This is a genomic window from Bacillus sp. EB106-06-01-XG163 (assembly GCF_058791615.1).
Genome location: NZ_JBYTDS010000005.1, coordinates 160,574 through 183,115, shown reverse-complemented (window position 1 = coordinate 183,115; position 22,542 = coordinate 160,574). Strand labels below are relative to the sequence as shown.

Here is a 22,542-nt window from a genome sequence, read left to right as displayed (position 1 = left end):
CCCAAAACTCACCGGTTTTGGGCTGTTGTGTTACAGGCTTTTTTCTGTTGGGGAAGCTGTCTGCTTAAATGCATTAAGTCCTGCAGAATATGGGTGCTGCTGCTGTCCAGCAGCACTTTTATATATTGGATATCATGGGAAATGGGAAGAGGGGCTGCTTTGATCTGTTCCAATTCAGCCAGCATTTCGCTGTTCATTCTTTTCTGTTCGCGAATTAAATTTAGAAGACTCTCTTCCGTTACTTGGGCGTTTTCGGGATCTTTCTCCATTTGTATGTCCTCCTTGCATACGGTCAGGCTTTGTTACATATTGTAATCGGTTCGGGGAAAAGATTCTATAGTGAAATCTCTGAAATCAAAAATTACGTATAACGAAGCATGTCCTTAGCATGAAAATGAAACCCGCCCATTCGTCATACGTATGTATAAGGAAGGGTTTTTACATCACGGCACAGGGAGTGTTTTTATTGAACCGAAATCAAGCGATTATCGCATCAATCTGTTATTTCAGCGTGTTTCTCGCGCCGCTCATTCTTCCGATTGTGGCTTACTTTGTCGTCGATGAAAAAGAGACGAAGCGGCATGCCATGCGCGCTCTGATTTCCCATATCATTCCGTTTGCGGGATTGCTGATTGTGACCGCGGGTGTTTGTTGTCGGCGGATTGATTACGGCTCAGGGGGAGAGTATGGTGCCCGTTTTTGTTATGATAACAGGAGCAGCTGTTTATTTTCTGATCCTCATCGGAATGGTCATTTGGAATATCGTGCAGGGAATTAAGGTGTTACGCCAGGTGTAAGAAAAGTCGGGGGAGGCGTTTTGTATGAAACAGGAGAAAGAACGGATTTTAAAGCTTGTGGAAGACGGCATGCTGACGGCGCAGGAAGCACTGACGCTCATTGAAAAACTGGATCATGAATATAAAGAAAAAGAAGAGCAGATCACCGCATTATCTGCGGAGGTCCAGGAACCTGCGGAAGATTTCGAAAGCGGGGCAAAAGGAAGCCAAAAGCCGTCGCTCGGGGCGAAGCTGTTCGACTGGATTGATTCTGCCGTCAAAAAAGTGAAGGAAGCGGATCTTGATCTGAATTTCGGCCACGCACACGAAGTGCAGCATATTTTTCAATTTAAAGACAGTGAATTCTCGGCCATTGATATGCAGATTGCAAACGGCAGCGTCAATATCGTGCCGTGGGCGGATGAAGATATCAGAGCGGAGTGCCAGGCGAAAGTGTACCGGGCGGACAGTCAGGAGGCGGCGCGCACCGCATTTCTTCAGCACATTGAGTGTGAAGTGAAGGGCAATAAGTTTTTTGTCCGCACGGAAAAGAAAACGATGAAAACCAATGTCACGCTTTATGTTCCCCAGAAAGAGTACGATAAGATAAGAGTGAAGCTGTTTAACGGACCGATCAGAGGGGAACATTTACATGTAAAAGAATTCTCGGCGAAAACCACAAACGGCGTTCTGTCATTCTCTCATTTGACGGCTGATAAAGCGTCGGCGGAAACGGCTAACGGACAAATCAAGCTGGCCGGACATCAATGCGGCGCGATTGAAGCGGAAACGATCAACGGCTTGATTGATTTGCGCGGATCGAGTGAATCCATTGACGTTCAAAGCTTTAACGGCAATATCATGCTTACCGTGACAGCGCCGCACTGCCGCTCCATCTACACGAAAACGACGACGGGAAACGTGGATATCGCTCTGCCTGATGATTCGGCGGTGAAAGCGGAGCTGAAAAGCAATCTCGGCTCTCTCAGCCATGAGCTGATTGATGCGGAAATTTTAAAGGAAAAGAATGATACCATTCAAAAAGAACTGATGCTGGCATCAAATCAAGGCCATGATCAGCATCTCTCGATTTTCTCAGAATCGTTAACAGGAGCCATTAAGCTCAAGCATACTCAGAGGTGATTGGATGAAAAGACTTTACCGTTCAGAAAAAAACCGTAAAATCGCCGGCGTCGTCGGCGGTTTGGCGGAGTACGTCAATATGGATGCGTCGCTTTTGCGCATTATCACCGTTGTATTAGCGCTTGTCACGAGCGGAATCGTGCCGATTGTATATATTATCTGGTGTTTTGTTGTACCTTTAGAAGGAGATTTGAAATAAATGATCAAATGGGCAGTCAGCATTTTAGTAAATGCTTTATTATTAATCGTTATCGCGGGATATTTTGATTCCGTCCATATCAGCAGTATCGGAGCGGCTGTCATCGCCAGTGTGATTCTTTCTGTGTTAAATGTGCTGATCAAACCGATCATCGTCATATTGACATTGCCTGTCACGGTTGTGACCCTCGGCCTCTTTCTGTTTGTCATCAACGCCATTACGTTAATGATGACCGCAGCCTTGATGGGAGACAGCTTTCAGATTGACGGGTTCGGCACCGCCATTTGGGCGTCTGTCGTGCTGTCCGTTTTCCACTTGCTGATCCAAAAAGGCATATTGGAGCCGCTTAGAAAAAGGTAAAAAACGAGCTGTCCCGAGAGGGCAGCTTTTTTATGTGTGATTTACATAAGCGGCAGCCTCCTGACGCAACATAATGTATAGGGAGGTAATGAGATGAAACTTGTGATGACGCTCTTTTTTCTGATTGGTTTGCTTTGTGTGAGTCCTTCTGCGGATGCGGCGCGCAAAGAATCGGCAATCCCCGTGAATCAGCAGGAATTCGGACAGCCGCCTCATTACATACCGCTTCTGGAGAATCCTCCCCAAATCGAAGTAAAGGCGGAAATGAAAAGAAACCTGTTCATACAGGCTCATGTACGGAATGCTGACTATCAAGCGTTTTCGGCGTTTCTTTTTTATAAACAAAGCAATGAGCTTGGGTTTAAAATGGTGCCGATGGAGCCCGCGCCAGGCGCAATCCGGCTGTTTACGGCCCAGATTTCAAAACGGGATATCTGGAATGGAGAATTGGAATATTACCTCGTTTTCACCAACGGCAGACAGCGGGCGGAATCGGAGAAAAAGCGGCTGAAGCTGGACGGCTATCAAGCTGATTTGAATCATATTCCCGAGCTGATGATTACGGAGCTTGCGGTTGATACGAAAAATGAAGACGGCGCTGATGCCTATGAATTTATCGAGGTGTATAACACGACGGACAGACCCATTCATTTTAAAGACTATCACATCCGCTACCGCTATCCGAAGGAAGGGCCGGAATCAGACATGATATGGAGGCCGAAAGAAGATACCGTCATTCCGTCAGGCGGGACTTACGTGTTTTGGCTGAGGCGCGCCGCATCAGAACTGACGATAGATGATTTCAACCGCTATTACGGGACACGCCTGAAGGAGGGAAAACATCTCGCCGTCATCGAAGGGACGGACGGAATATCCAACGGCCGCCCGCGTACGGTGGTGCTGTCGGCAAATACCGGCAAGGATATCGCCTCAGCGCAATACCGGAAACACGCTTTCCGCCGGCTGACTTCTTTGCTGTACAAATATCCGCTGAACGGAACGGGAGAATTGCTGAAGATCTCCACGAGCGAGCATAAGCCGTCACCGGGCTCCGTTTTTCAGGCGCAGATCCCGCAGCAGAAAAGGGTGATAAAACCCGACAAGGAAAAACCGGTCATCGAAGACCTTACAGACAGAAAGCCCGTCCGGCCCGCTGAAAGCATTGAATTAAAGGCTGACATAAAAGACAAAAACCTTGTCAAAACAGCCGCGTTTTATTACCGGACCAATGAGAAAAAACCATTCAAACGAATTCTGGCCGAAAAAGACCGCAACGACAGCTTATACCATCACATTCTTTATTCCCCGGAGCTGCTCGGCCAGGATCAGCTTGAGTATTATATCGCAGCCAGTGATGGAGAAAATGAAGCAAAAACGCCCGTCAAAATGATTGACATTGAACAGACGAGCAAATCACACGGACTCAGAATGAATGTTGAATCCGAAGATACGATATCCGGCACCTATCTGCTCAAAGCGACTTCCGACGTCAGCGCCGATAAGATCAAGCTGTGGATTGACGGCAAGCGGCAGGAGACCCGGCCGGCGCTGGAAAAAGGGGTCTATTTCGCCTTCGATGCCCGGAAAACGAATCTTTATTTTCAAAACACCGTCATAATGGAAAATGAGGTGCTGCACATTTTTGACGATCCGTCTCACCGCTACAGAACGCACTCGGTTCTCCTTCCGGAACGTCTGCTGCAAAAAGGGGGCAAAACGCAGAAAGTATCCATCCGTTCGGGCTCAAAGGTTTCTCCGTATGATACGGGAGAGAATCGGGATGATTTTGTCGTGAAACATGCCCGTCTGGTGCTTTCGGACGGAACGGTGATCAAAGACGGGAAGACGGATCCGGCTGAGCAGCTGTTTATCGGTGACGGCAGGCGGGCGAATCAGCAGAAGACCTTCTCATTCAGCCTGCCGGATCATTTGTTTACGTCACGGCTGCTGCCGTGGAACACGGCGAAGCTTTCTGAAGGCTATCACCATATTTTTGTTAGCGACGGGGAGGAGCAGCTGAGCCAATCTGTGCGGGTGGACAATACGGGGCCGAAGATTGTCCCGGGTATCAAAGAAGGCGCGGCGCTGAAAGGTAATGTTGAGCTGAATGCGGACATCCGTGACAAATGGAGCAAAGTGGAAGAGGTCAAAGCGTTTTTGGACGGAGAAAGCATTACGCTCCCCCATCACACGTCATCAGCCGATCTCAAGCCCGGAAAACATACCCTTACCATCATTGCGGCAGACCTTGCCGGAAATGAAACAACGTCCGTCCGCACCTTCCATATCAAACGGGAGGAGCCGAACCAGCCGGAGCTTGCCGATCAAAAAATCGGCGCCCACAAAGCAAAGCTGTCCGTCCGGGTAAAAGACCCGACGAAGGATGACATGAATGTATCATTTTATCGCGGCTTCCGTTATACCGCGCGGAATCCGGGCAGCGTGAAAGTGTATAAACACGCCTCATTAACGGAACCGCCGAGGGGCATAAAAGAAAATGAAATGCCGTTTACCCTGCCGGAAATGAACCGCATCTCGGCAAATGACGGAAAAACCGTTTCGGCGGAAAGTATGGAGCGTTTTCCTTATCACCGGTTCGAAGTCTCCGTTGACCCGTCTATCGACGAAACGGATCTGGCCGAGGCGGTCTGGAAAGGAAGCTCTCTGCCCGGCCGAAAGGTAACCATGTATATTTGGAATTACCGGACAAGCCGCTGGCAGGAGGCGGACAGCGTCCTTGCCAAAGATAAAAAGCCGTTTACACTAAAAGCCGCCGTTTCCGCAGCGGATGTGGTGAAGAACTCAAAAATGAATGTCATCGTGCAGGATCAAATACCGGCGAAAGGCAATTACACGTTTGTCTGGATGTCGGATACACAGTATTACGCACAAGGGCACCCGCACATTTTTGACAAAATGACGGAGTGGATCAAAGAAAATAAGGAAAAGCACAATATTAAATATGTCTTTCATACCGGTGATATCGTCGATGATTCAATGGTGATGAAACAGTGGAAAAACGCCGATCACTCCATGCGGACGCTTGACAAGGCGGGGATTCCGTACGGAGTGCTTGCAGGCAATCACGACGTCGGCCATAAAGACGGCACATACCGAACATTCGGGGATTTCTTCGGGAGCCGCCGGTTTGAACAGAACATGCATTACGGCGGATCATACAAAAATAACCGCGGGCATTATGATCTGCTGTCGGCAAGCGGGAACGATTTTATTATGATTTATATGGGCTGGGGCATTGCGGAACAAGAGATTGACTGGATCAATCAAGTGCTAAAGAGGTATCCGGACCGAACCGCCATCTTATGCTTTCATGAGTACTTGCTTGTGAGCGGAAATCGAAGCCCGATCGGGGAAACGATCTATCGAAAAGTCGTCAAGCCGAATCGCAATGTGGCGATGGTATTAAGCGGCCATTACCATAACGCCATGAAAAAAACCGATGCGCTTGACGATGACGGGGACGGAAAACCGGACCGCCTCGTCCACCAAATTCTGACCGACTACCAGGACGGTCCGGAAGGGGGGCAGGGCTTTATGCGCATGATGCAATTCGATCAGGCCGCCAATCAGGTTCACATGTTCTCCTACTCGCCGTACACGGATGACATCAATTACTATGACACCGATCTGTTCGCTGATAAAGACGAATTCTCAGCAGAAATGGATTTACAGCCGAAGAGGAAAAGGGTAGCGACCGATTATTTTGAATGCAACGTCTATACGAACGAACTGCTCGGTCATAAAAAACACGTAAAAAGCGGAAAAACCGCAAATTGGGTCTGGGACGGCCTGCAGCCTGATTCCGTTTATTACTGGTACACCGTTGTTAAGGACCCGTACAACGGCAAAACAATATCACCGTTGTGGATGTTCAAAACGGGAAATACGCCGTATCGCCCGGCTCCGGATCAGTTTGATTTCAGGCATGCCTCAAACCCATAACGAAAAAAATACAGCCTGCTGATCGCTCAGAAGAAAATCTGACGGTCAGCAGGATTTTTTCTGTACGTAAATGGCGGCGTCCTGCTGTGATAAGTGCTTTTGACTTTTTTAGGTCCCTTTTCTATACTAAAATCGATTGGTTTTCGTAATATGCAGGAGGAAACATAATGAACAGTAAAACCGGGACAAAAGAAAGAATTATTCAAACCTCTGCATATCTTTTTCAGATTCAGGGATACCATGCGACTGGTTTGAATCAAATTATAAAAGAGAGCGGAGCACCCAGAGGGTCTGTGTATCATCACTTTCCAAACGGAAAAGCAGAACTCGCCATTGCGGCGATCAAATATACGGGAAGATGCGTAGAAAAGCAAATACAGAATAGTATGTCTCAATTCGCGGACCCTATAGAAGCGATTCAGCACTTTATTCATGTAACGGCTGAACAGTTTAATGATCCGCAGAATATTGAGGGCGTGCCGGTTGGATTGCTGGCGGGTGAGACCGCTCTGATCAATGAAACGTTAAGATGCACATGTGTTGAGGTGTTCAAGAAGTGGACGGATGTGTTTGCGGCAAAATTTCTTGAGCATGGGTTTGAACAAGAGGAAGCGGAGAAGCTCGGGGTGACAATCAACTCGATGATTGAAGGCGCAATCATGTTTTCACTGGCTCATAAAAACAAAGAACCGCTGCTGCTGGTTTCAAAGCAGGTTCCGTATATTGTCCAAAACAGAGGGTAGCATTTTATTACTCTTTTCTTTATAAAAATAGATACCAGAACCACAGCCTCTCCATTTTGACAGAGTCATAGAGAACATTCACCGGCTTGATTTGAAAATGGCAGATCAAAAAACATCTCCAACCCGTAACGGTTGGAGATGTTTCATTTCACCCTGTCCATATAATGCACGAATGTGTAGCGGTCGCCTCTGTAGGCGGATTTGACGTGCTCAAAGGCAGTGCCGTCCTGCAGATAAGTGGTCCGCTTGATATAGAGGACGGGGGCGCCGGGCTGGATACCGAGCAGCTCAGCTTCTTCCTCGGAAGCGGCTCCCGGTTCAAGCTCTTGTTTTGCCCGTGAGATCGGCATCTGATTGTACGCTTCAATATGCTCATACATGGATGATTGAAAATGAGAGGCGTCCAGTTTTCCCGCTTTGTCAAACGGAATGTACGAGGCTTCAATCGCCATCGGGATATCATTCGCCAGCCGGACGCGGATGATTTTATGAAGCGTTGCCGGATAGCCGCATCCCAGGATAGAAGATAATTCTTCCGTCGCCTGAATCAGCTGGTATTCGGCAAGTCTGCTCCCCGGCTTCATGCCCCGGCTTCTCATATCTTCCGTAAAACTTGTCAGCCCTTGAAGCGGCTGTTCCATCTTCAGTTTGCTGACGAACGTTCCCCGGCCTTTCTGCCTGTATAAAAATCCTTCATTCACCAGATTGGAAAGCGCCTGGCGCACCGTCATTCGGCTGATGCCGAATTGTTCGGCGTATTCCCGCTCCGACGGAAGCAGCGCATCCGCTTTCAGCTCGCCGTTTTTGATTTGTGTTTTTAATTGTTCCATAATCTGAAAGTAAATCGGAATCGGAGATTGTTTATCAATCTGCATAGGTCAAATCCTTTCAATCGCCGCCCGCAGCCTTTTCATCAATCAAGACCGTCACATCCGGATGCGCGTGCAGGGCGGAGGCGGGGAATGCTTCGCTGATGCGCCCGTCCAGAAGCTGCTTCACCGCTTGGGCTTTGCTTTTTCCGGATGCCATGATCAAAATCCGTTTGCCGGACAAAATCGTCCCGATCCCCATTGTCAGGGCTTTTACAGGGACTTGATCAATTGACGGAAAGTACCGCGCATTCGCCTGTCTTGTCTCTTCATTCAGCTCAACGACATGGGTTCGGGATTCAAATGGCGTCCCGGGTTCATTAAAGCCGATATGGCCGTTGTGTCCGATGCCTAAAAGCTGTATATCCGCTCCGCCGAGTGTTTGAATCAATCGGTCATATCGTCCGCATTCGGCATCAAGATCGTCTGCCCGTCCGTCAGGGAGAAAGCGGCGGTCCTTTCGGCTGTCGATATGTGCAAAAAAATGTGTATTCATATAATAATGATAGCTGTTTTTGTCCTCGGGAGAAAGCCCGGCGTATTCATCAAGGTTGATCGTCGTGACATTCCGGAATGACAAGTCTTCTGAGCGGTGCATCCGCACAAGTTCTTTGTATACGCCTTCAGGGGTGCCTCCCGTCGCAAGGCCGAGAACGGCATCCGGCTTTTGTTTCACTGTTTCAGCGATAATCGCTGCGGCTTTTTCACTTAATTCTTCATAATGTCTGCATGTGATAACGTTCATGTCCAATCAGCCTCCCTTGAGATATATGCGGTGTTTCCGCGGCAAATCGTGGCCAGCACGCCGCACTGTCCGTCCGTCAGAACAACGTCGGCGTCTTTTCCTTCGGCGATGCTTCCTTTACGGTCGAATATGCCGAGGCGGCGGGCCGCATTTGCCGATGTCATATTTGCTATATCCAGCCATGAGCAGTTTGTAAACCTGCGCATGAGCGCCGCGCCTTCATTCATTTTTAAAATGGAACCGGCCAGCGTCCCGTCAGAGAGAAGCGCCGTGTCCCCGCGAACGGTGACTTTTTGTCCGCCGAATTCGTATTCTCCGTCCTTAAGCCCTTTTGCCCGCATGGAGTCTGTTATCATGATCAGGTTTTTGCTTCCTTTCGCCAAATAGGCAAGCTTAACGGCCAAAGGATGGGAATGAATGCCGTCAGTGATCAGCTCCGCCGTGATGCGGCCGCAGGCGAGAGCCGTACCGATGCCCCCCGGCTCACGATGATGAAAGGAGCTCATGGCGTTGAAGAGGTGCGTCATATGCACCGCCCCGGCATCCGCCGCTTTTTGTAAAAGCTCGGCTCCCGCGTCTGTGTGTCCCATTGACGGGATGATGTTTTGGTCTTTTAAATAACGGATCAGGCTGAAATCAGGATCTTCTTCCGGTGCAAGCGTCACGATTTTAATCAGACCTCCGGAGAGACGCTCCCATTTCTGAAAGAGCCCGGCATCAGCAGGAGTAATCCATTGTTTCGGCTGTGCTCCCGCCTTTTTCGGAGAGACAAACGGTCCTTCTAAATGAATGCCGATCAACTCAGCGCCTTTTTGGGCCTGCGGTGAGGAGTCCGTCCATTCCTTGGCGTTGACGAGCGCTTTTTCAATGTTTTCGTGCTGCTGTGTGATCGTTGTCGCTAAAAAAGAGGTTGTTCCTTCTTCGGGCAGCCGGGCGGACATTGTATCAAGAGCTGCAACATCAGCATCCATCGTATCCGCGCCGTATCCGCCGTGAATATGAATATCAATCATTCCGGGAAGCGCATACGAGCCCGCGGGCGCCTTCCATTCCTTCTCATACGTTTCTTGCGGTCTTGTTTTCCCCGCGTAAGAAATGATGCCGTCCTTTATACCGAGAAAACCGTTTCGGATGATTTCTTCTTCTGTTACGATGTCCGCACCGCTGATTAACAAGCTTTCAGCCACTTTAAAACACGCCTTTCTGGTTAGTTGTTAGTTTTATTTTACTCTTTTTCAGACTAGTTATCTAGACCAGTTATGCCGGAATTGTATAAATCTGTTTTGGTTCAGACGGTAAAGTGATAAAATATAACTGTTCAAAGCTCGGAACATCCCAGAACAGGAGGAACATATCTTGGCAAAGGTTCGGACCAAAGACGTAATGGAGCAGTTCCATTTAGAATTGATCAGCGGAGAAGAAGGGATTAACCGCCCGATTACGATGAGTGATTTATCACGGCCCGGTATTGAAATCGCCGGTTATTTTACATATTACCCGAGAGAACGGGTGCAGCTTTTAGGAAAAACGGAGCTGTCATTTTTCGATCAGCTTCCCGAGGAAGATAAGAAACAGCGGATGAAATCGCTGTGCACCGATGTGACGCCGGCTATCATACTTTCCAGAGATATGCCGATCCCGCCGGAGCTTGTAGAAGCTTCCGAGCAAAACGGCGTGCCTGTGCTCAGATCCCCTCTGAAAACAACCAGGCTGTCAAGCAGGCTGACGAATTTTCTTGAGAGCCGTCTCGCGCCGACAACGGCCATTCACGGCGTGCTTGTGGATATATACGGCGTCGGCGTGCTCATTACGGGAAAAAGCGGCGTCGGTAAAAGTGAAACGGCGCTGGAGCTTGTCAAACGAGGCCATCGTCTTGTCGCGGATGACTGCGTTGAAATCAGGCAGGAGGATCAGGATACCCTTGTCGGGAACGCGCCTGATCTGATTGAGCATCTGCTCGAAATCAGGGGTCTCGGCATTATAAATGTCATGACGCTGTTCGGAGCGGGCGCCGTCAGAAGCAATAAAAGAATTACAATCGTCATGGACCTTGAGCTTTGGGAGCAAGGGAAGCAATACGACCGTCTCGGACTTGAAGAAGAAAAAATGAAAATCATTGATACGGAAATTACAAAACTGACCATTCCAGTCCGCCCTGGGCGAAATCTCGCCGTTATTATCGAAGTTGCGGCGATGAACTTCAGATTGAAGCGGATGGGCTTAAATGCTGCCGAGCAATTTACGAATAAGCTGGCGGATGTCATTGAAGACGGCGAACAAGACGAATAGGAGTTGGCAATAATATGAACGAAGCAGGAACACCAATCAATCCGATTGCCTTGCAGCTCGGGCCTTTATCCGTGCACTGGTACGGGATCATTATCGGCGCGGGTGCGTTATTAGGGCTTTGGATGGCCATGAGGGAGAGTGAAAAGCGGGGGCTGAAAAAGGACATTTTTATTGATCTTGTTCTTTTCGCCATCCCGATCGCAATCATTTGCGCACGGGCATACTATGTGCTTTTCGAGTGGAGCTATTACTCGGAACACCCCGGGGAAATCATTAAAACCTGGAAAGGCGGCATCGCGATTCACGGCGGATTGATCGGCGCGATCGCGACGGGAATCGTCTTTTCAAAAGTAAGAGGCATCTCATTCTGGAAGCTGGCGGATATTGCCGCGCCGAGTATTCTGCTCGGCCAGGCCATCGGGCGCTGGGGGAACTTTATCAACCAGGAGGCTCACGGTGAAGCGGTCAGCCGGTCATTTTTGGAAAGTCTGCATCTTCCGGATTTCATCATTAATCAGATGTACATAGACGGACAATATTATCACCCGACGTTTTTGTATGAATCGCTGTGGAGTTTTGCGGGCGTCGTGATTCTGCTTCTGCTCCGCCGCGTGAACCTGCGCAGGGGCAATCTGTTTTTGACGTATGTGATCTGGTATTCGATCGGCAGATACTTTATTGAGGGAATGCGGACGGACAGCCTGATGCTTACGAGCCAGCTTCGGATCGCGCAGGTCATTTCCATTGTGCTGATTGTACTTGCGATTATTTTAATGATTTTCAGACGCATGAAGGGGTATGCCGATAAGCGGTATGCTGATACGGACTGACGCCTGAAATCGGAAAGGACATAAGATGACTGATAAACGTGTAACCGCCATTTTATTTGATCTCGACGGCACGCTGATTGACACGAATGAACTGATTATCGCTTCTTACCTTCATACGCTTGATCATTATTGCCCGGGGCAGTTTAAAAGGGAAGATGTGCTTCCATTTATCGGCCCGCCTCTGTATGAAACGTTTTCAGGCATTAATGCTGAAAAGTGCGATGAGATGATCTGCATGTACAGAGCATTCAACCATGAAAAGCACGATGAACTCGTCACGGAGTACGAAACGGTTTATGAAACGCTGGATGAATTGAAAAAAGCGGGCTATCAGCTTGGTATTGTCACCACAAAGCTGAGGGATACAGTCAATATGGGATTGAAGCTGACAGGCATCGGGGCGTTTTTCGATACTGTCGTCACGCTTGATGATGTTAAGCACCCGAAGCCTGACCCCGAACCTGTGCGGCTTGCTCTCAGCCGGCTTGGGTGCGATCCGTCGGAAGCCATAATGGTCGGTGACAATTATCACGATGTCATGGCGGGAAAAAACGCCGGCACGAAAACAGCCGGCGTCGCGTGGACGATTAAAGGCGCACAGACGCTTTCCGCCTATGAACCCGATTATATGCTCGAGAAAATGAGTGATTTATTGCACATCACCGGAGTGAAGTAATCCGTGAGAAAAACAGACCGCCATCCGGCTTCAGGTGCAAATTCATTGTGGCATGTTTATCAGACGGTTCCCTTTCTGAAGGTGATGAAAAATTTCATCATCATTCAGATCGCAAGGTATACGCCGTTTTTAAGCGTGAAAAACTGGCTGTATCGAACCTTTTTGAAAATGAATGTCGGAAAACAGACGTCATTCGCGCTGATGGTGATGCCGGATATCATGTTTCCCGAAAAAATCACTGTCGGAAAAAACAGCATCATCGGCTACAATACGACGATTTTGGCTCATGAATATTTAATACATGAGTACCGGACCGGTGATGTCACAATCGGTGACGAGGTAATGATCGGGGCAAACACAACGATTCTGCCCGGCGTCACCATCGGGAGCGGAGCCGTTGTATCAGCCGGCACGCTGGTGCATAAAGATGTCCCGGCCGGGGCGTTTGTCGGAGGAAATCCGATGAAGCTGATCTATACGCACGAAGAAATGAAAAAACGAATGGAAAACCCCGCTGATTAACGTCAGCGGGGTTTTTTTATGACTTGATCACAATGGCCTGGCTGCCCATCTGCTTCCAGGCTTTTTCAAAGTCAGATCGGTTTGTTTTTCTGTTTTTATAGCCGTAAGGATCATTAACGTATACATAATCGTGATCATAACCGGTAACGGCTACGCTATGCATGCTGAACGTAATGTCGATTTTTCCGTTCGGCGTATTCCAAGTCTGCATATTATCAACCGGCTTAAAGGATGTGGTGGTAATCACCCAGACCGGCCGCCCTTTTTCAAGCTGGCGGTACACTGAAGAAATGTCTTTTCCCGTCAGATCGTATACTTTGTTTCCCGCATATTCTTTGGCGAGTTTATCAATCGGCTCATGATAAACGCCTAAACCCGGGCCGTTTTCCATATCTCCGGCAAATCCTTCATTCGGATCTCCCTTCAGCCCGCTGCTGTATGTGAGCGGAACTTTATTGATTTTATCCGCCAATGTATTTTTTGATACATGATATCCGGCATTGTTCAAAATCATAGCAAGGCTTGTCACCTCACAGCCATTGTACAGTCTGGGAGAATCCATCTGTCTGTACAGAACGACATTCAGCGGTGACGCGCTCCCTTTTAACGGTGTTTTCTCATCAGGCTCGTCGGACTGCTGATTAAAAAAATTCAAATGAATATCGTTTGTATAGATGTTATACCCGAGATAGACAAGGATGGCTGTCAGAATCAGCACACATAATGTTCCAAGCGTCTTCATTATTACTCTCCCTTGTTTCTGATGAAGCTATTCTATGTATTATAGCACTTCTGCTCAATATGATTCGATCGTTCCGATATGTTTACAGGTTTGTTCATTCTTTAGCCATGTTTATGGAAAAGAATAGGCGGACATTGGGCGTTGCAATTCATTCTTTTATCTGCTAACATATTATCATATTAGCGAACTAAAGTATTCGGAATTTTCCTTCAGACAAAGCGGAGGTGTAAAAGGCAAATGTTTATGTTTGAGAAACCGCATGGCATGAGAGATACGCTGCCCGGTTTATACGAAGCCAAGAAAAAAGTCCGTTCCACACTGACGGATTTAATTGATAAATGGGGTTATCAGTTTATGGAGACGCCGACCCTTGAATTTTATGAAACAGTAGGCGTCCAGTCAGCCATTGAAGAACAGCAGCTGTTTAAGCTTCTCGATCAGGACGGGAAAACGCTTGTGCTTCGGCCTGATATGACCGGACCGATTGCCAGGGTGGCGGCGTCTAAGCTGCACAAACACAATCATCCGCTCAGAGCGGGGTACGCGGCAAGCGTCTATCGCGCTCAAGAGCGGGAAGGCGGACGTCCGGCCGAATTCGAACAGGTCGGCGCGGAGCTGATCGGCGACGGATCAACAAGCGCGGACGCCGAGGTGATTGCGCTGGCGGCCGGCGCTTTGAAAAACGCGGGATTGCACCGGTTTAAAATCGCGATCGGCCATGCCGGACTCGCTGATGAGCTGTTTGTCGAGGTTCTGGGCAATGCTGAGCGGGCGGATGTTCTGCGGCGCTTTCTCTTTGAGAAGAATTACGTGGGATACAGGGAACATGTCAAATCGCTTCCGCTTTCGTCAATAGACAAAAGCCGGTTGCTGGCACTTCTGGAATTGCGAGGCGGGAAAGAGATCTGCGCCAAGGCGGAGGAGATCATCGGCATCTCCGGACAAAGCTTGATTCAGGAGCTGGAAGACCTGTGGGACATTCTTGAGGATTACGGATGTGCCGAGCATATTCGCCTTGATCTGAATATGGTAAGCCATATGAGTTATTACACGGGAATTTTATTCGAAGTGTATGCGGCAAATGTCGGTTTTGTCATCGGAAGCGGCGGACGCTATAACAATCTTCTCGGCCATTTCGGCAGTCCCGCTCCCGCCACGGGTTTCGGGCTCCGTATCGACAGGCTGATTGAAGCGCTCGGCATCCAGGAAGAAACTAGTGAAGCGGACGCCGTGATTTTCAGCAAGGAGCAGCGGGCGCAGGCCATTTTATTCGCGGAGGAAGAAAGGGCGAGAGGCAGAAAAGTCGTCCTGCAGGATCTGGCGGGCATTGAAAATATCGATCATATGACAAAATCATTTGCAAACGTCACATACTTTATCGGTGCCAGAAAGGAAGAGCAGAATGGGTAAGGTACTCACAATGGCAATGCCAAAAGGACGGATATTCGAAGAAGCGGCCGGGTTGCTTCGGCAGGCCGGGTACAGGCTGCCCGAGGAGTTTGAAGAATCGAGAAAGCTGATCATTGACGTTCCTGAAGAAAATCTCCGCTTTATTCTGGCAAAGCCGATGGATGTGACGACTTATGTCGAGCATGGCGTCGCTGATGCCGGTATTGCCGGAAAGGATGTCATGCTTGAGGAAGAGCGTGACGTGTATGAGGTGCTCGATCTGAAAATCAGCAAATGCCATCTCGCCGTTGCGGGGCTTCCAGGAGCGGATTGGAACGGAGTCGCCCCGAGGATTGCGACGAAATATCCGAATGTTGCGTCAAGTTATTTCAGAGAGCAGGGCGAGCAGGTGGAAATCATTAAGCTGAACGGTTCGATTGAATTGGCGCCTTTAATCGGGCTTGCTGACAGAATCGTAGATATCGTATCAACCGGGCGGACATTAAAAGAAAACGGTCTCGTTGAATCAGAACATATTTGTGACATCACATCGCGTTTTATCGTCAATCCGGTCAGCTACCGCATGAAGGATGATGTAATCGACGAAATGGCGGCCAGGCTGGCCAGGGTTGTGGAAGGAGAAACGGCACAATGAAAATAACGGCAGTAAAAAGAAGCGAGCGGTTCTCACTGAAGCGTTCCATCGACAGCGGAACCGAAGAGCAGCGGAAAACCGTCAGGGGGATTATTGAAGACGTCAGACAAAACGGTGACAAAGCCGTTTTGGCCTATACAAAAACATTTGACGGCATCAGCCTGAACCAAATGGCCGTGAGCGCAGAAGAAATCGCCGAGGCGTACCGTCTGCTTGATGATCAGCTGCTGGAAGTGATCAGGCAGGCGATTGCCAATATTAAAGAATATCACGAACGCCAGCTGCAATCTTCTTGGTTTTACCATCGCGAAGACGGCACGATGCTCGGGCAGAAAATAACGGCGCTCGATTCCGCGGGCGTATACGTGCCGGGCGGGACAGCCGCTTATCCGTCTTCCGTTTTAATGAATGTCATCCCCGCTCTCGCTGCGGGAGTGGAACGGATCGTTCTCGTCAGTCCTCCGGGAAAAGACGGCCGCCTTTCGCCGGGCGTTCTGGCGGCGGCGTCTGAGCTCGGCATAAAGGAAATTTACAAAGCGGGAGGCGCGCAGGCGATTGCCGCGCTCGCTTACGGAACCGAAACGATACAGCCTGTTGATAAGATCACGGGCCCCGGCAATATATTTGTAGCACTCGCGAAGCGCGAAGTCTTCGGCGTTGTGGATATTGACATGATTGCCGGGCCCAGTGAAATCGTGGTCCTTGCAGACGATACGGCGGTGCCCAAAGAAGTCGCCGCTGACCTGCTTTCACAGGCCGAACACGATACGCTCAGCTCAAGCGTGCTTGTCACCGACTCACGGAAGCTTGCCGAAGCCGTATCAGATGAGGTGAATAAACAGCTTCAGACGCTGCCGCGCAAAGAAATCGCCGAAGCGTCGATCAGGGATCACGGCCGCATTTATATCGCGGAATCGATGGAAGATGCAGTGGACACGGTGAATGCGCTGGCGCCCGAGCATTTAGAAATCATGACGCATTCGCCGGAGGCTTTGCTTGGAAGCATCAGACACGCGGGGGCGATTTTCTTAGGGCGATACAGCGCTGAACCGGTCGGCGATTATTTTGCCGGACCGAATCACGTTTTGCCGACAAACGGAACGGCGCGGTTTTCAAGCCCGTTGAATGTAACAGATTTTCAAAAGAAATCGAGCATCATCTCATACAGCCGGAAGGCATTTGAAACGCACGCGGACAGCATTTCCGCCTTCGCGAGACTGGAAGGGCTTGAAGCGCACGCAAGATCGATTGAAGCGAGAAACGGAGGAATGACCGATGAGAAAAGCGGAACGCGCCAGAACAACAAATGAGACCGATATTAAGCTGGCTTTCGAAATAGACGGAGAAGGAAAAGCCGACATCAGCACGGATGTGCCGTTTATGACTCATATGCTTGATTTGTTCACAAAGCACGGGCAATTCAATTTAACTGTTGACGCAAAAGGCGATACGGAGATAGATGATCACCACACGACTGAAGACATCGGCATCTGCTTAGGGCAGGCTTTTTTGGAGGCGCTCGGTGATAAAAAAGGCATCAAACGGTACGGATCAGCGCTAGTACCGATGGACGAAGCGCTCGCCCAAGTCGCCGTAGACCTGAGCAACCGGCCGCACCTTGAGATGCGCGCTGCATTTCCGCAAGCGAAAGTCGGAACGTTTGATACCGAGCTGGTACATGAATTCTTATGGAAACTGGCGCTGGAAGCGAGAATGAATCTGCACGTCATCGTTCATTACGGCACGAATACGCATCATATGATAGAAGCCGTGTTTAAGGCGCTTGGCAGAGCGCTGGACGAAGCGTCATCCATTGATCCGCGCGTCAAGGGTGTGCCGTCTACGAAAGGAATGCTGTAAATGATCGGTGTAATTGATTACGGTATGGGCAATTTATTCAGCGTGTCGAAGGCGCTGGAACGCGTCGGCGTCCCGTATGTCGTATCAGACCGGCCGGAAGAGCTTGAAAAAGCGGATGCTTTTATTCTCCCCGGTGTCGGATCATTCAGTGACGCCATGGACAATTTACGCAGCGCGAAGCTTGATCAATTCGTACACCGTATGGTTGACGAGGGTAAGCTGCTCCTAGGCATCTGCCTCGGCATGCAGCTCATTTTCGAAGAAAGCACCGAAAACGGCTCTGCAAAAGGACTCGGTTTATTAGCCGGAAAAGCTGTGAGACTCAAAGACAGAGATGCCGAAGGAAACAAGCTGAAGGTGCCGCATATGGGCTGGAACCGGCTGACGTTTCACCAAACGTCTCCTTTGCTTTCGGAAGCGGAAGAAGGCTTCGTTTACTTTGTCCATTCCTATTATATAGACGGGATGGAAGACGGCGATCTTCTGGCAAGCGCTGAGTACGGCGTTCGTGTTCCGGCGGTCGTCGGGAAACGCAATGTCTTCGGTGCACAGTTTCACCCGGAAAAAAGCGGTACGGCCGGAATGGCGATCTTAACGCAATTTACAAAAATGGCAGCGGAACAGAAGGTGAAGAAATGAACGCTTTTACATTATATCCGGCAATCGATATGAGAAACGGCAAATGCGTCCGCCTCATCCAAGGCGATTACGGCAAGGAAACGATATACGGTGACTCTCCTTTAGACATGGCGGCGCAATTTGCACAAGAAGGCGCCGAATGGATTCATCTCGTGGATCTTGACGGCGCGAAAGCAGGCAGGAAAGTAAACGACAGGCATGTTCTTGACATTGCGCGGCAGCTTGATGTCAAAGTCGAGATCGGCGGCGGGATCCGTTCTGAAGCGGATGTGTACGGTTATTTATCACAAGATGTTGATCGCGTTATTCTCGGCAGCTCGGCTGTTTCCGATCCGGCATTTGTGAAGAGCATGCTGAAACAATACGGCGGCAAAATCGCGATCGGTCTTGATGCAAGGAACGGATATGTCTCGACGGAAGGCTGGCTGGAAACATCCTCGGTAAGGGCGGCCGATCTGGGCCGTGAATTGGCGAAGGAAGGAGCGGAAACCTTCATTTTCACGGATATTGCAACTGACGGCATGCTGTCAGGACCGAACATCGAAAGCACCGTTCAGCTCGCAAAAGCAACGGGAAAAACCGTCATCGCTTCAGGCGGAGTCAGCTCAGTCGCCGACCTCAAAGCACTGGCCCGCTTCAAAGACGCCGGCGTATCGGGAGCGATTATCGGAAAAGCGCTGTATACAAAACAATTTACATTGGCTGAAGCGCTCAGCGGGGTGAAGGACGCATGATCACGAAACGAATCATTCCGTGTCTCGATGTGAAAGAAGGCCGCGTCGTCAAAGGCATTCAATTTCTCGGGCTGAAAGATGCGGGCGATCCTGTCGAGCTGGCCGAAGCTTACGACAGGGAGGGCGCTGACGAACTTGTTTTTCTCGACATTTCCGCCTCTCACGAAGGCCGCAAGACGATGACAGACGTCGTAGAACAAGTTGCGGCAAAACTGGCGATTCCGTTTACAGTCGGCGGCGGAATCAATCAATTAAGCGATATGAAACGAATGCTTCGCGCCGGCGCTGATAAAGTATCCGTTAATACAGCGGCCGTCCTCCGCCCCGAGCTGATTACGGAAGGAGCGGATTTTTTCGGCTCGCAATGCATCGTCGCGGCGATTGACGCAAAGTATGATGAAGATTCGGATTGCTATAAAGTGTACACACACGGCGGCAGAAAGAAAACCGAGTGGGAAGTCACGGCCTGGGCAAAAGAAGCCGTCAGCCGGGGAGCGGGTGAAATCCTGCTGACAAGCATGGACGCAGACGGTGAGAAAACAGGCTTTAATCATACGCTCACACAGCTTGTCACACGTGCCGTCCCGGTGCCCGTCATTGCGTCAGGGGGAGCCGGCAGCGCGCGCCATATGCTTGAAGCCTTCACAGTCGGTGAAGCGGACGCCGCGCTTGCAGCTTCTATTTTCCATTACAAAGAGACATCTATAAAAGAAGTGAAAGATTATATGAAGAAACACGGGGTGAATGTGAGATGAAACAGGCAGATGAACTGCGGTTTGACGAGGCCGGACTGATACCCGCCATCATACAGGATGCGGCAAGCAAAGAAGTGCTGACACTGGCTTATATGAACCGAGAATCCTATGAAAAAACGATAGAAACGAAAGAAACCTGGTTTTACAGCCGTTCACGCGGGGAGCTGTGGCATAAAGGAGCGACATCGGGGAATACCCAAAAGGTGAAAGCTATCCGTTATGATTGCGATCAAGATGCCCTCGTCGTGCTTGCGGAGCCCTCAGGACCCGCATGCCATAAGGGAAGCTACAGCTGTTTTTCCACGGAAAAAGCAGACGCGCAGGATCGTTTCGGCATCTTGAATGAACTGGAAAGCGTGATCGCCAAACGGCAGGCGGAGATGCCTGACGGAGCCTACACAACGTACCTGTTTCGGGAAGGCGTCGATAAAATCCTCAAAAAAGTCGGCGAGGAAGCCGCAGAGGTTATTATCGCCGCGAAAAACCGCGACCATGAAGAATTAAAATGGGAAGCGGCGGATTTGCTGTATCATTTGCTCGTTCTTCTGCGTGAGCAGTCGCTTCCTTTGGATGACGTGCTTGACGTCCTTGCGAAACGCCATTCAGCATCTGAGTAAAAACAAACCTCACGGAGAGATCCGTGAGGTTTTTATTCTGTCAAACTTAAACATTCAATAAAATATTCCTTATTTCCGCAACCGAAGGCAGATGAATTTGATAATATTGACTAATAGAGTTTATTTTGGTTTTTATCAAAAATATACGTTTTGTTCATATTCCGTTCATGCACATCCGTTATAGTATAAACAGTGATATAGGAGGAAAACATATGCCGAATAAACAACCAAAACCTAAAGGGAAATTCAGCTCATTCTTTTCATTAGTCAAAAAAACAAAACCATCATACGGTATGCTGGCCTTCGCGCTGTCTCTCAGTATTGTGACAACGCTCGTCAGCCTGCTGATTCCGCTGTTGACAAAGCAGCTCGTTGACGGCTTTTCCATGTCGTCGCTGTCAGGCGTGCAAATCGGAATCATCGCAGCCGTGTTTATCGTACAGGCCGCATTAAGCGCCTACGCCACCTACGCCCTGAACTACAGCGGCCAGAAAATCATCTCGGGACTGCGTGATTTGTTGTGGCAGAAATTAATTAAACTGCCCGTCTCTTATTTTGACAAAAACGCCACGGGAGAAACGATCAGCCGTGTCACCAATGACACAATGGTGGTAAAAGAGCTGATCACAAACAATATCAGCGGATTTATTACCGGAATCATTTCCGTTATCGGGTCACTGACGATCTTATTTTTCATGAACTGGAAGCTCACATTGCTCGTGCTGATCGTCGTGCCGCTGGCTGCGGTGATTTTAGTGCCGATCGGCCGGAAAATGTTTAAAATTTCTCGGGAAACACAGGATGAAACGGCGAGATTCACCGGATTATTAAACCACATCCTCCCGGAAATCAGGCTTGTAAAAGCGTCAAACGCTGAGGAAGCGGAATACGGACGCGGAAAAGCAGGCATCATGGCACTCTTTAAACTCGGGCTGCGTGAAGCGAAGGTGCAGTCGCTCGTAGGCCCGCTTATTACACTTGTATTAATGGCGGCGCTGGTCGCTGTCATCGGGTACGGCGGGATGCAGGTGTCATCCGGTGAATTGACAGCCGGCGCGCTCGTTGCCTTTATTCTGTATTTGTTTCAGATCATTATGCCGATGGGCCAGATCACTTCATTTTTCACACAGCTTCAAAAATCCGTCGGCGCAACGGAACGGATGATTCATATTCTTGCAGAAAAAGAAGAAGATATCCAAACCGGAAAAGCCATTGAAAACGCGGATCAGCCGATTAAACTTGAACAAGTCTCATTCGGCTACAAAACAGATCAAACCATCTTAAAAGACATTACGGCTACGATTGAGGCCGGCAAAGTCACCGCGATCGTCGGACCGAGCGGCGGCGGAAAAACAACGTTATTTAAGCTGCTTGAACGATTCTACAATCCGACTGCGGGCAGCATCCTGCTCGGAAACGAACCGATTGATACGTATTCCCTTGATTCATGGCGGGAGCACATCGGCTATGTGTCGCAAGAAAGCCCGTTAATGTCAGGCACCATCCGCGACAATATCTGCTACGGATTAAAACGCGAGGTGACCGATGAGGAACTGAGGCAAGCGGCTGACATGGCCTACGCCCTGCAATTTATTGAAGACTTACCGAAGAAATTTGAAACAGAGGTCGGTGAGCGGGGAATTATGCTGTCAGGCGGACAGCGCCAGCGCATCGCCATTGCCAGAGCGCTCCTTCGCAACCCGAGCATTCTGATGCTTGATGAAGCGACATCAAGTCTGGACAGCCAATCTGAAAAATGGGTGCAGCAGGCGCTGGAAGTTCTAATGAAAGGCCGCACCACCATCGTGATTGCCCACCGTTTATCCACGGTTGTGGATGCAGATCAGCTTCTCTTTGTCGAACAGGGTGAAATCACCGGACGGGGCACACACCATGAATTAATGGCATCCCATTCGCTGTACCGCGATTTTGCGGAGCAGCAGCTGAAGCTGAATGCCGACTTAGAAAACAAAGCTGTGTAAAGCAAGACTTTATGAATCAAAAGCAGCTGAAAAAGCTGCTTTTTATTTTGCAGC

At 49.4% G+C, this 22,542-nt stretch carries 23 protein-coding genes and 1 pseudogene; 19 read left to right on the top strand and 5 right to left on the bottom strand.

What is annotated here, in order from left to right:
• Positions 1-8 precede the first annotated feature (8 nt).
• Positions 9-269: a hypothetical protein gene (locus AC3WTF_RS08485; RefSeq protein ID WP_032867067.1), complete on the bottom strand. Its 261-nt coding sequence runs from the start codon at positions 267-269 to the stop codon at positions 9-11.
• A gap of 197 nt (positions 270-466) precedes the next feature.
• Between AC3WTF_RS08485 and AC3WTF_RS08480 the strand changes: the two are divergent.
• The 6 genes and pseudogenes from AC3WTF_RS08480 (at position 467) to AC3WTF_RS08455 (ending at position 7,184) form a co-directional block, all read left to right on the top strand.
• Positions 467-797, top strand: a pseudogene (locus AC3WTF_RS08480) (hypothetical protein).
• Between the two features lie 24 nt (positions 798-821).
• Positions 822-1,919, top strand: coding sequence for a DUF4097 family beta strand repeat-containing protein (locus tag AC3WTF_RS08475; protein ID WP_007614045.1), 1,098 nt, complete (start codon positions 822-824; stop codon positions 1,917-1,919).
• Between the two features lie 4 nt (positions 1,920-1,923).
• The gene (locus tag AC3WTF_RS08470) at positions 1,924-2,118 is read left to right on the top strand and encodes a PspC domain-containing protein (RefSeq protein WP_007407447.1); all 195 of its coding nucleotides are present in this window, start codon (positions 1,924-1,926) and stop codon (positions 2,116-2,118) included.
• Positions 2,119-2,478 (top strand): phage holin family protein, encoded by a 360-nt coding sequence (locus AC3WTF_RS08465; protein ID WP_007407446.1) that lies wholly within the window; start codon positions 2,119-2,121, stop codon positions 2,476-2,478.
• Positions 2,479-2,571: 93 nt separating this feature from the next.
• Entirely contained in the window at positions 2,572-6,441 is a 3,870-nt protein-coding gene (locus tag AC3WTF_RS08460; RefSeq protein WP_492314232.1) for a lamin tail domain-containing metallophosphoesterase family protein, read from the top strand.
• Positions 6,442-6,608: 167 nt separating this feature from the next.
• Positions 6,609-7,184: a TetR/AcrR family transcriptional regulator gene (locus AC3WTF_RS08455; protein WP_015418312.1), complete on the top strand. Its 576-nt coding sequence runs from the start codon at positions 6,609-6,611 to the stop codon at positions 7,182-7,184.
• Positions 7,185-7,327: 143 nt separating this feature from the next.
• Here the strand turns inward: AC3WTF_RS08455 and AC3WTF_RS08450 are convergent, their stop codons facing one another.
• Genes AC3WTF_RS08450 through nagA form a run of 3 tightly spaced genes read right to left on the bottom strand, consistent with a single transcriptional unit; the run spans position 7,328 to position 9,985 of the window.
• Entirely contained in the window at positions 7,328-8,059 is a 732-nt protein-coding gene (locus AC3WTF_RS08450; RefSeq protein ID WP_012118554.1) for a GntR family transcriptional regulator, read from the bottom strand.
• Between the two features lie 13 nt (positions 8,060-8,072).
• A complete protein-coding gene (nagB, locus tag AC3WTF_RS08445; RefSeq protein ID WP_039063705.1) occupies positions 8,073-8,798 on the bottom strand; it encodes a glucosamine-6-phosphate deaminase in 726 nt (241 codons plus the stop codon).
• Positions 8,795-9,985 carry an N-acetylglucosamine-6-phosphate deacetylase gene (nagA, locus tag AC3WTF_RS08440; RefSeq protein ID WP_144463876.1) on the bottom strand — a complete coding sequence of 397 codons (1,191 nt, stop codon included), beginning with the start codon at positions 9,983-9,985 and terminating at the stop codon, positions 8,795-8,797. Before nagA ends, nagB begins: the two co-directional genes overlap by 4 nt.
• 169 nt (positions 9,986-10,154) lie before the next feature.
• On the opposite strand from nagA, the gene hprK reads away from it, so the two are divergent.
• The 4 genes from hprK to AC3WTF_RS08420 are packed head-to-tail and all read left to right on the top strand — an operon-like array spanning position 10,155 to position 13,115.
• Positions 10,155-11,087 carry an HPr(Ser) kinase/phosphatase gene (gene hprK, locus AC3WTF_RS08435; protein ID WP_003151456.1) on the top strand — a complete coding sequence of 311 codons (933 nt, stop codon included), beginning with the start codon at positions 10,155-10,157 and terminating at the stop codon, positions 11,085-11,087.
• A gap of 14 nt (positions 11,088-11,101) precedes the next feature.
• Positions 11,102-11,917 carry a prolipoprotein diacylglyceryl transferase gene (lgt, locus tag AC3WTF_RS08430; protein WP_007407440.1) on the top strand — a complete coding sequence of 272 codons (816 nt, stop codon included), beginning with the start codon at positions 11,102-11,104 and terminating at the stop codon, positions 11,915-11,917.
• Between the two features lie 25 nt (positions 11,918-11,942).
• Entirely contained in the window at positions 11,943-12,593 is a 651-nt protein-coding gene (gene ppaX, locus AC3WTF_RS08425) for a pyrophosphatase PpaX (RefSeq protein ID WP_007407439.1), read from the top strand.
• A 3-nt stretch (positions 12,594-12,596) separates the two neighbouring features.
• Positions 12,597-13,115, top strand: coding sequence for an acyltransferase (locus tag AC3WTF_RS08420; RefSeq protein WP_047936241.1), 519 nt, complete (start codon positions 12,597-12,599; stop codon positions 13,113-13,115).
• Positions 13,116-13,131: 16 nt separating this feature from the next.
• On the opposite strand, the gene AC3WTF_RS08415 is transcribed toward AC3WTF_RS08420, so the two are convergent.
• Entirely contained in the window at positions 13,132-13,857 is a 726-nt protein-coding gene (locus AC3WTF_RS08415) for a C39 family peptidase (RefSeq protein ID WP_047936240.1), read from the bottom strand.
• 237 nt (positions 13,858-14,094) lie between these two features.
• Here AC3WTF_RS08415 and AC3WTF_RS08410 point away from each other — a divergent pair, with 237 nt between their 5' ends.
• The 9 genes from AC3WTF_RS08410 to AC3WTF_RS08370 all read left to right on the top strand — a co-directional run bounded on the left by AC3WTF_RS08410 (position 14,095) and on the right by AC3WTF_RS08370 (position 22,488).
• Positions 14,095-15,267 (top strand): ATP phosphoribosyltransferase regulatory subunit, encoded by a 1,173-nt coding sequence (locus AC3WTF_RS08410; protein ID WP_007407436.1) that lies wholly within the window; start codon positions 14,095-14,097, stop codon positions 15,265-15,267.
• Positions 15,260-15,901: an ATP phosphoribosyltransferase gene (gene hisG, locus AC3WTF_RS08405; protein ID WP_012118547.1), complete on the top strand. Its 642-nt coding sequence runs from the start codon at positions 15,260-15,262 to the stop codon at positions 15,899-15,901. Before AC3WTF_RS08410 ends, hisG begins: the two co-directional genes overlap by 8 nt.
• On the top strand, positions 15,898-17,211 hold the full coding sequence (hisD, locus tag AC3WTF_RS08400; protein WP_136803272.1) for a histidinol dehydrogenase: 1,314 nt from the start codon (positions 15,898-15,900) through the stop codon (positions 17,209-17,211). The genes hisG and hisD overlap by 4 nt, the downstream gene beginning before the upstream one ends.
• Positions 17,177-17,761 (top strand): imidazoleglycerol-phosphate dehydratase HisB, encoded by a 585-nt coding sequence (gene hisB / locus AC3WTF_RS08395; RefSeq protein WP_007614023.1) that lies wholly within the window; start codon positions 17,177-17,179, stop codon positions 17,759-17,761. The genes hisD and hisB overlap by 35 nt, the downstream gene beginning before the upstream one ends.
• On the top strand, positions 17,762-18,400 hold the full coding sequence (gene hisH / locus AC3WTF_RS08390; RefSeq protein ID WP_047936238.1) for an imidazole glycerol phosphate synthase subunit HisH: 639 nt from the start codon (positions 17,762-17,764) through the stop codon (positions 18,398-18,400). It abuts the gene before it with no gap.
• Complete coding sequence (gene hisA, locus AC3WTF_RS08385) at positions 18,397-19,134, top strand: 1-(5-phosphoribosyl)-5-[(5-phosphoribosylamino)methylideneamino]imidazole-4-carboxamide isomerase (protein ID WP_032869587.1); 738 nt, start codon at positions 18,397-18,399, stop codon at positions 19,132-19,134. Before hisH ends, hisA begins: the two co-directional genes overlap by 4 nt.
• On the top strand, positions 19,131-19,889 hold the full coding sequence (hisF, locus tag AC3WTF_RS08380) for an imidazole glycerol phosphate synthase subunit HisF (protein WP_191974032.1): 759 nt from the start codon (positions 19,131-19,133) through the stop codon (positions 19,887-19,889). The genes hisA and hisF overlap by 4 nt, the downstream gene beginning before the upstream one ends.
• Positions 19,886-20,506 carry a bifunctional phosphoribosyl-AMP cyclohydrolase/phosphoribosyl-ATP diphosphatase HisIE gene (gene hisIE, locus AC3WTF_RS08375; RefSeq protein ID WP_014305903.1) on the top strand — a complete coding sequence of 207 codons (621 nt, stop codon included), beginning with the start codon at positions 19,886-19,888 and terminating at the stop codon, positions 20,504-20,506. Before hisF ends, hisIE begins: the two co-directional genes overlap by 4 nt.
• A gap of 212 nt (positions 20,507-20,718) precedes the next feature.
• A complete protein-coding gene (locus AC3WTF_RS08370) occupies positions 20,719-22,488 on the top strand; it encodes an ABC transporter ATP-binding protein (protein WP_053104532.1) in 1,770 nt (589 codons plus the stop codon).
• The last annotated feature ends 54 nt before the right edge of the window (positions 22,489-22,542 follow it).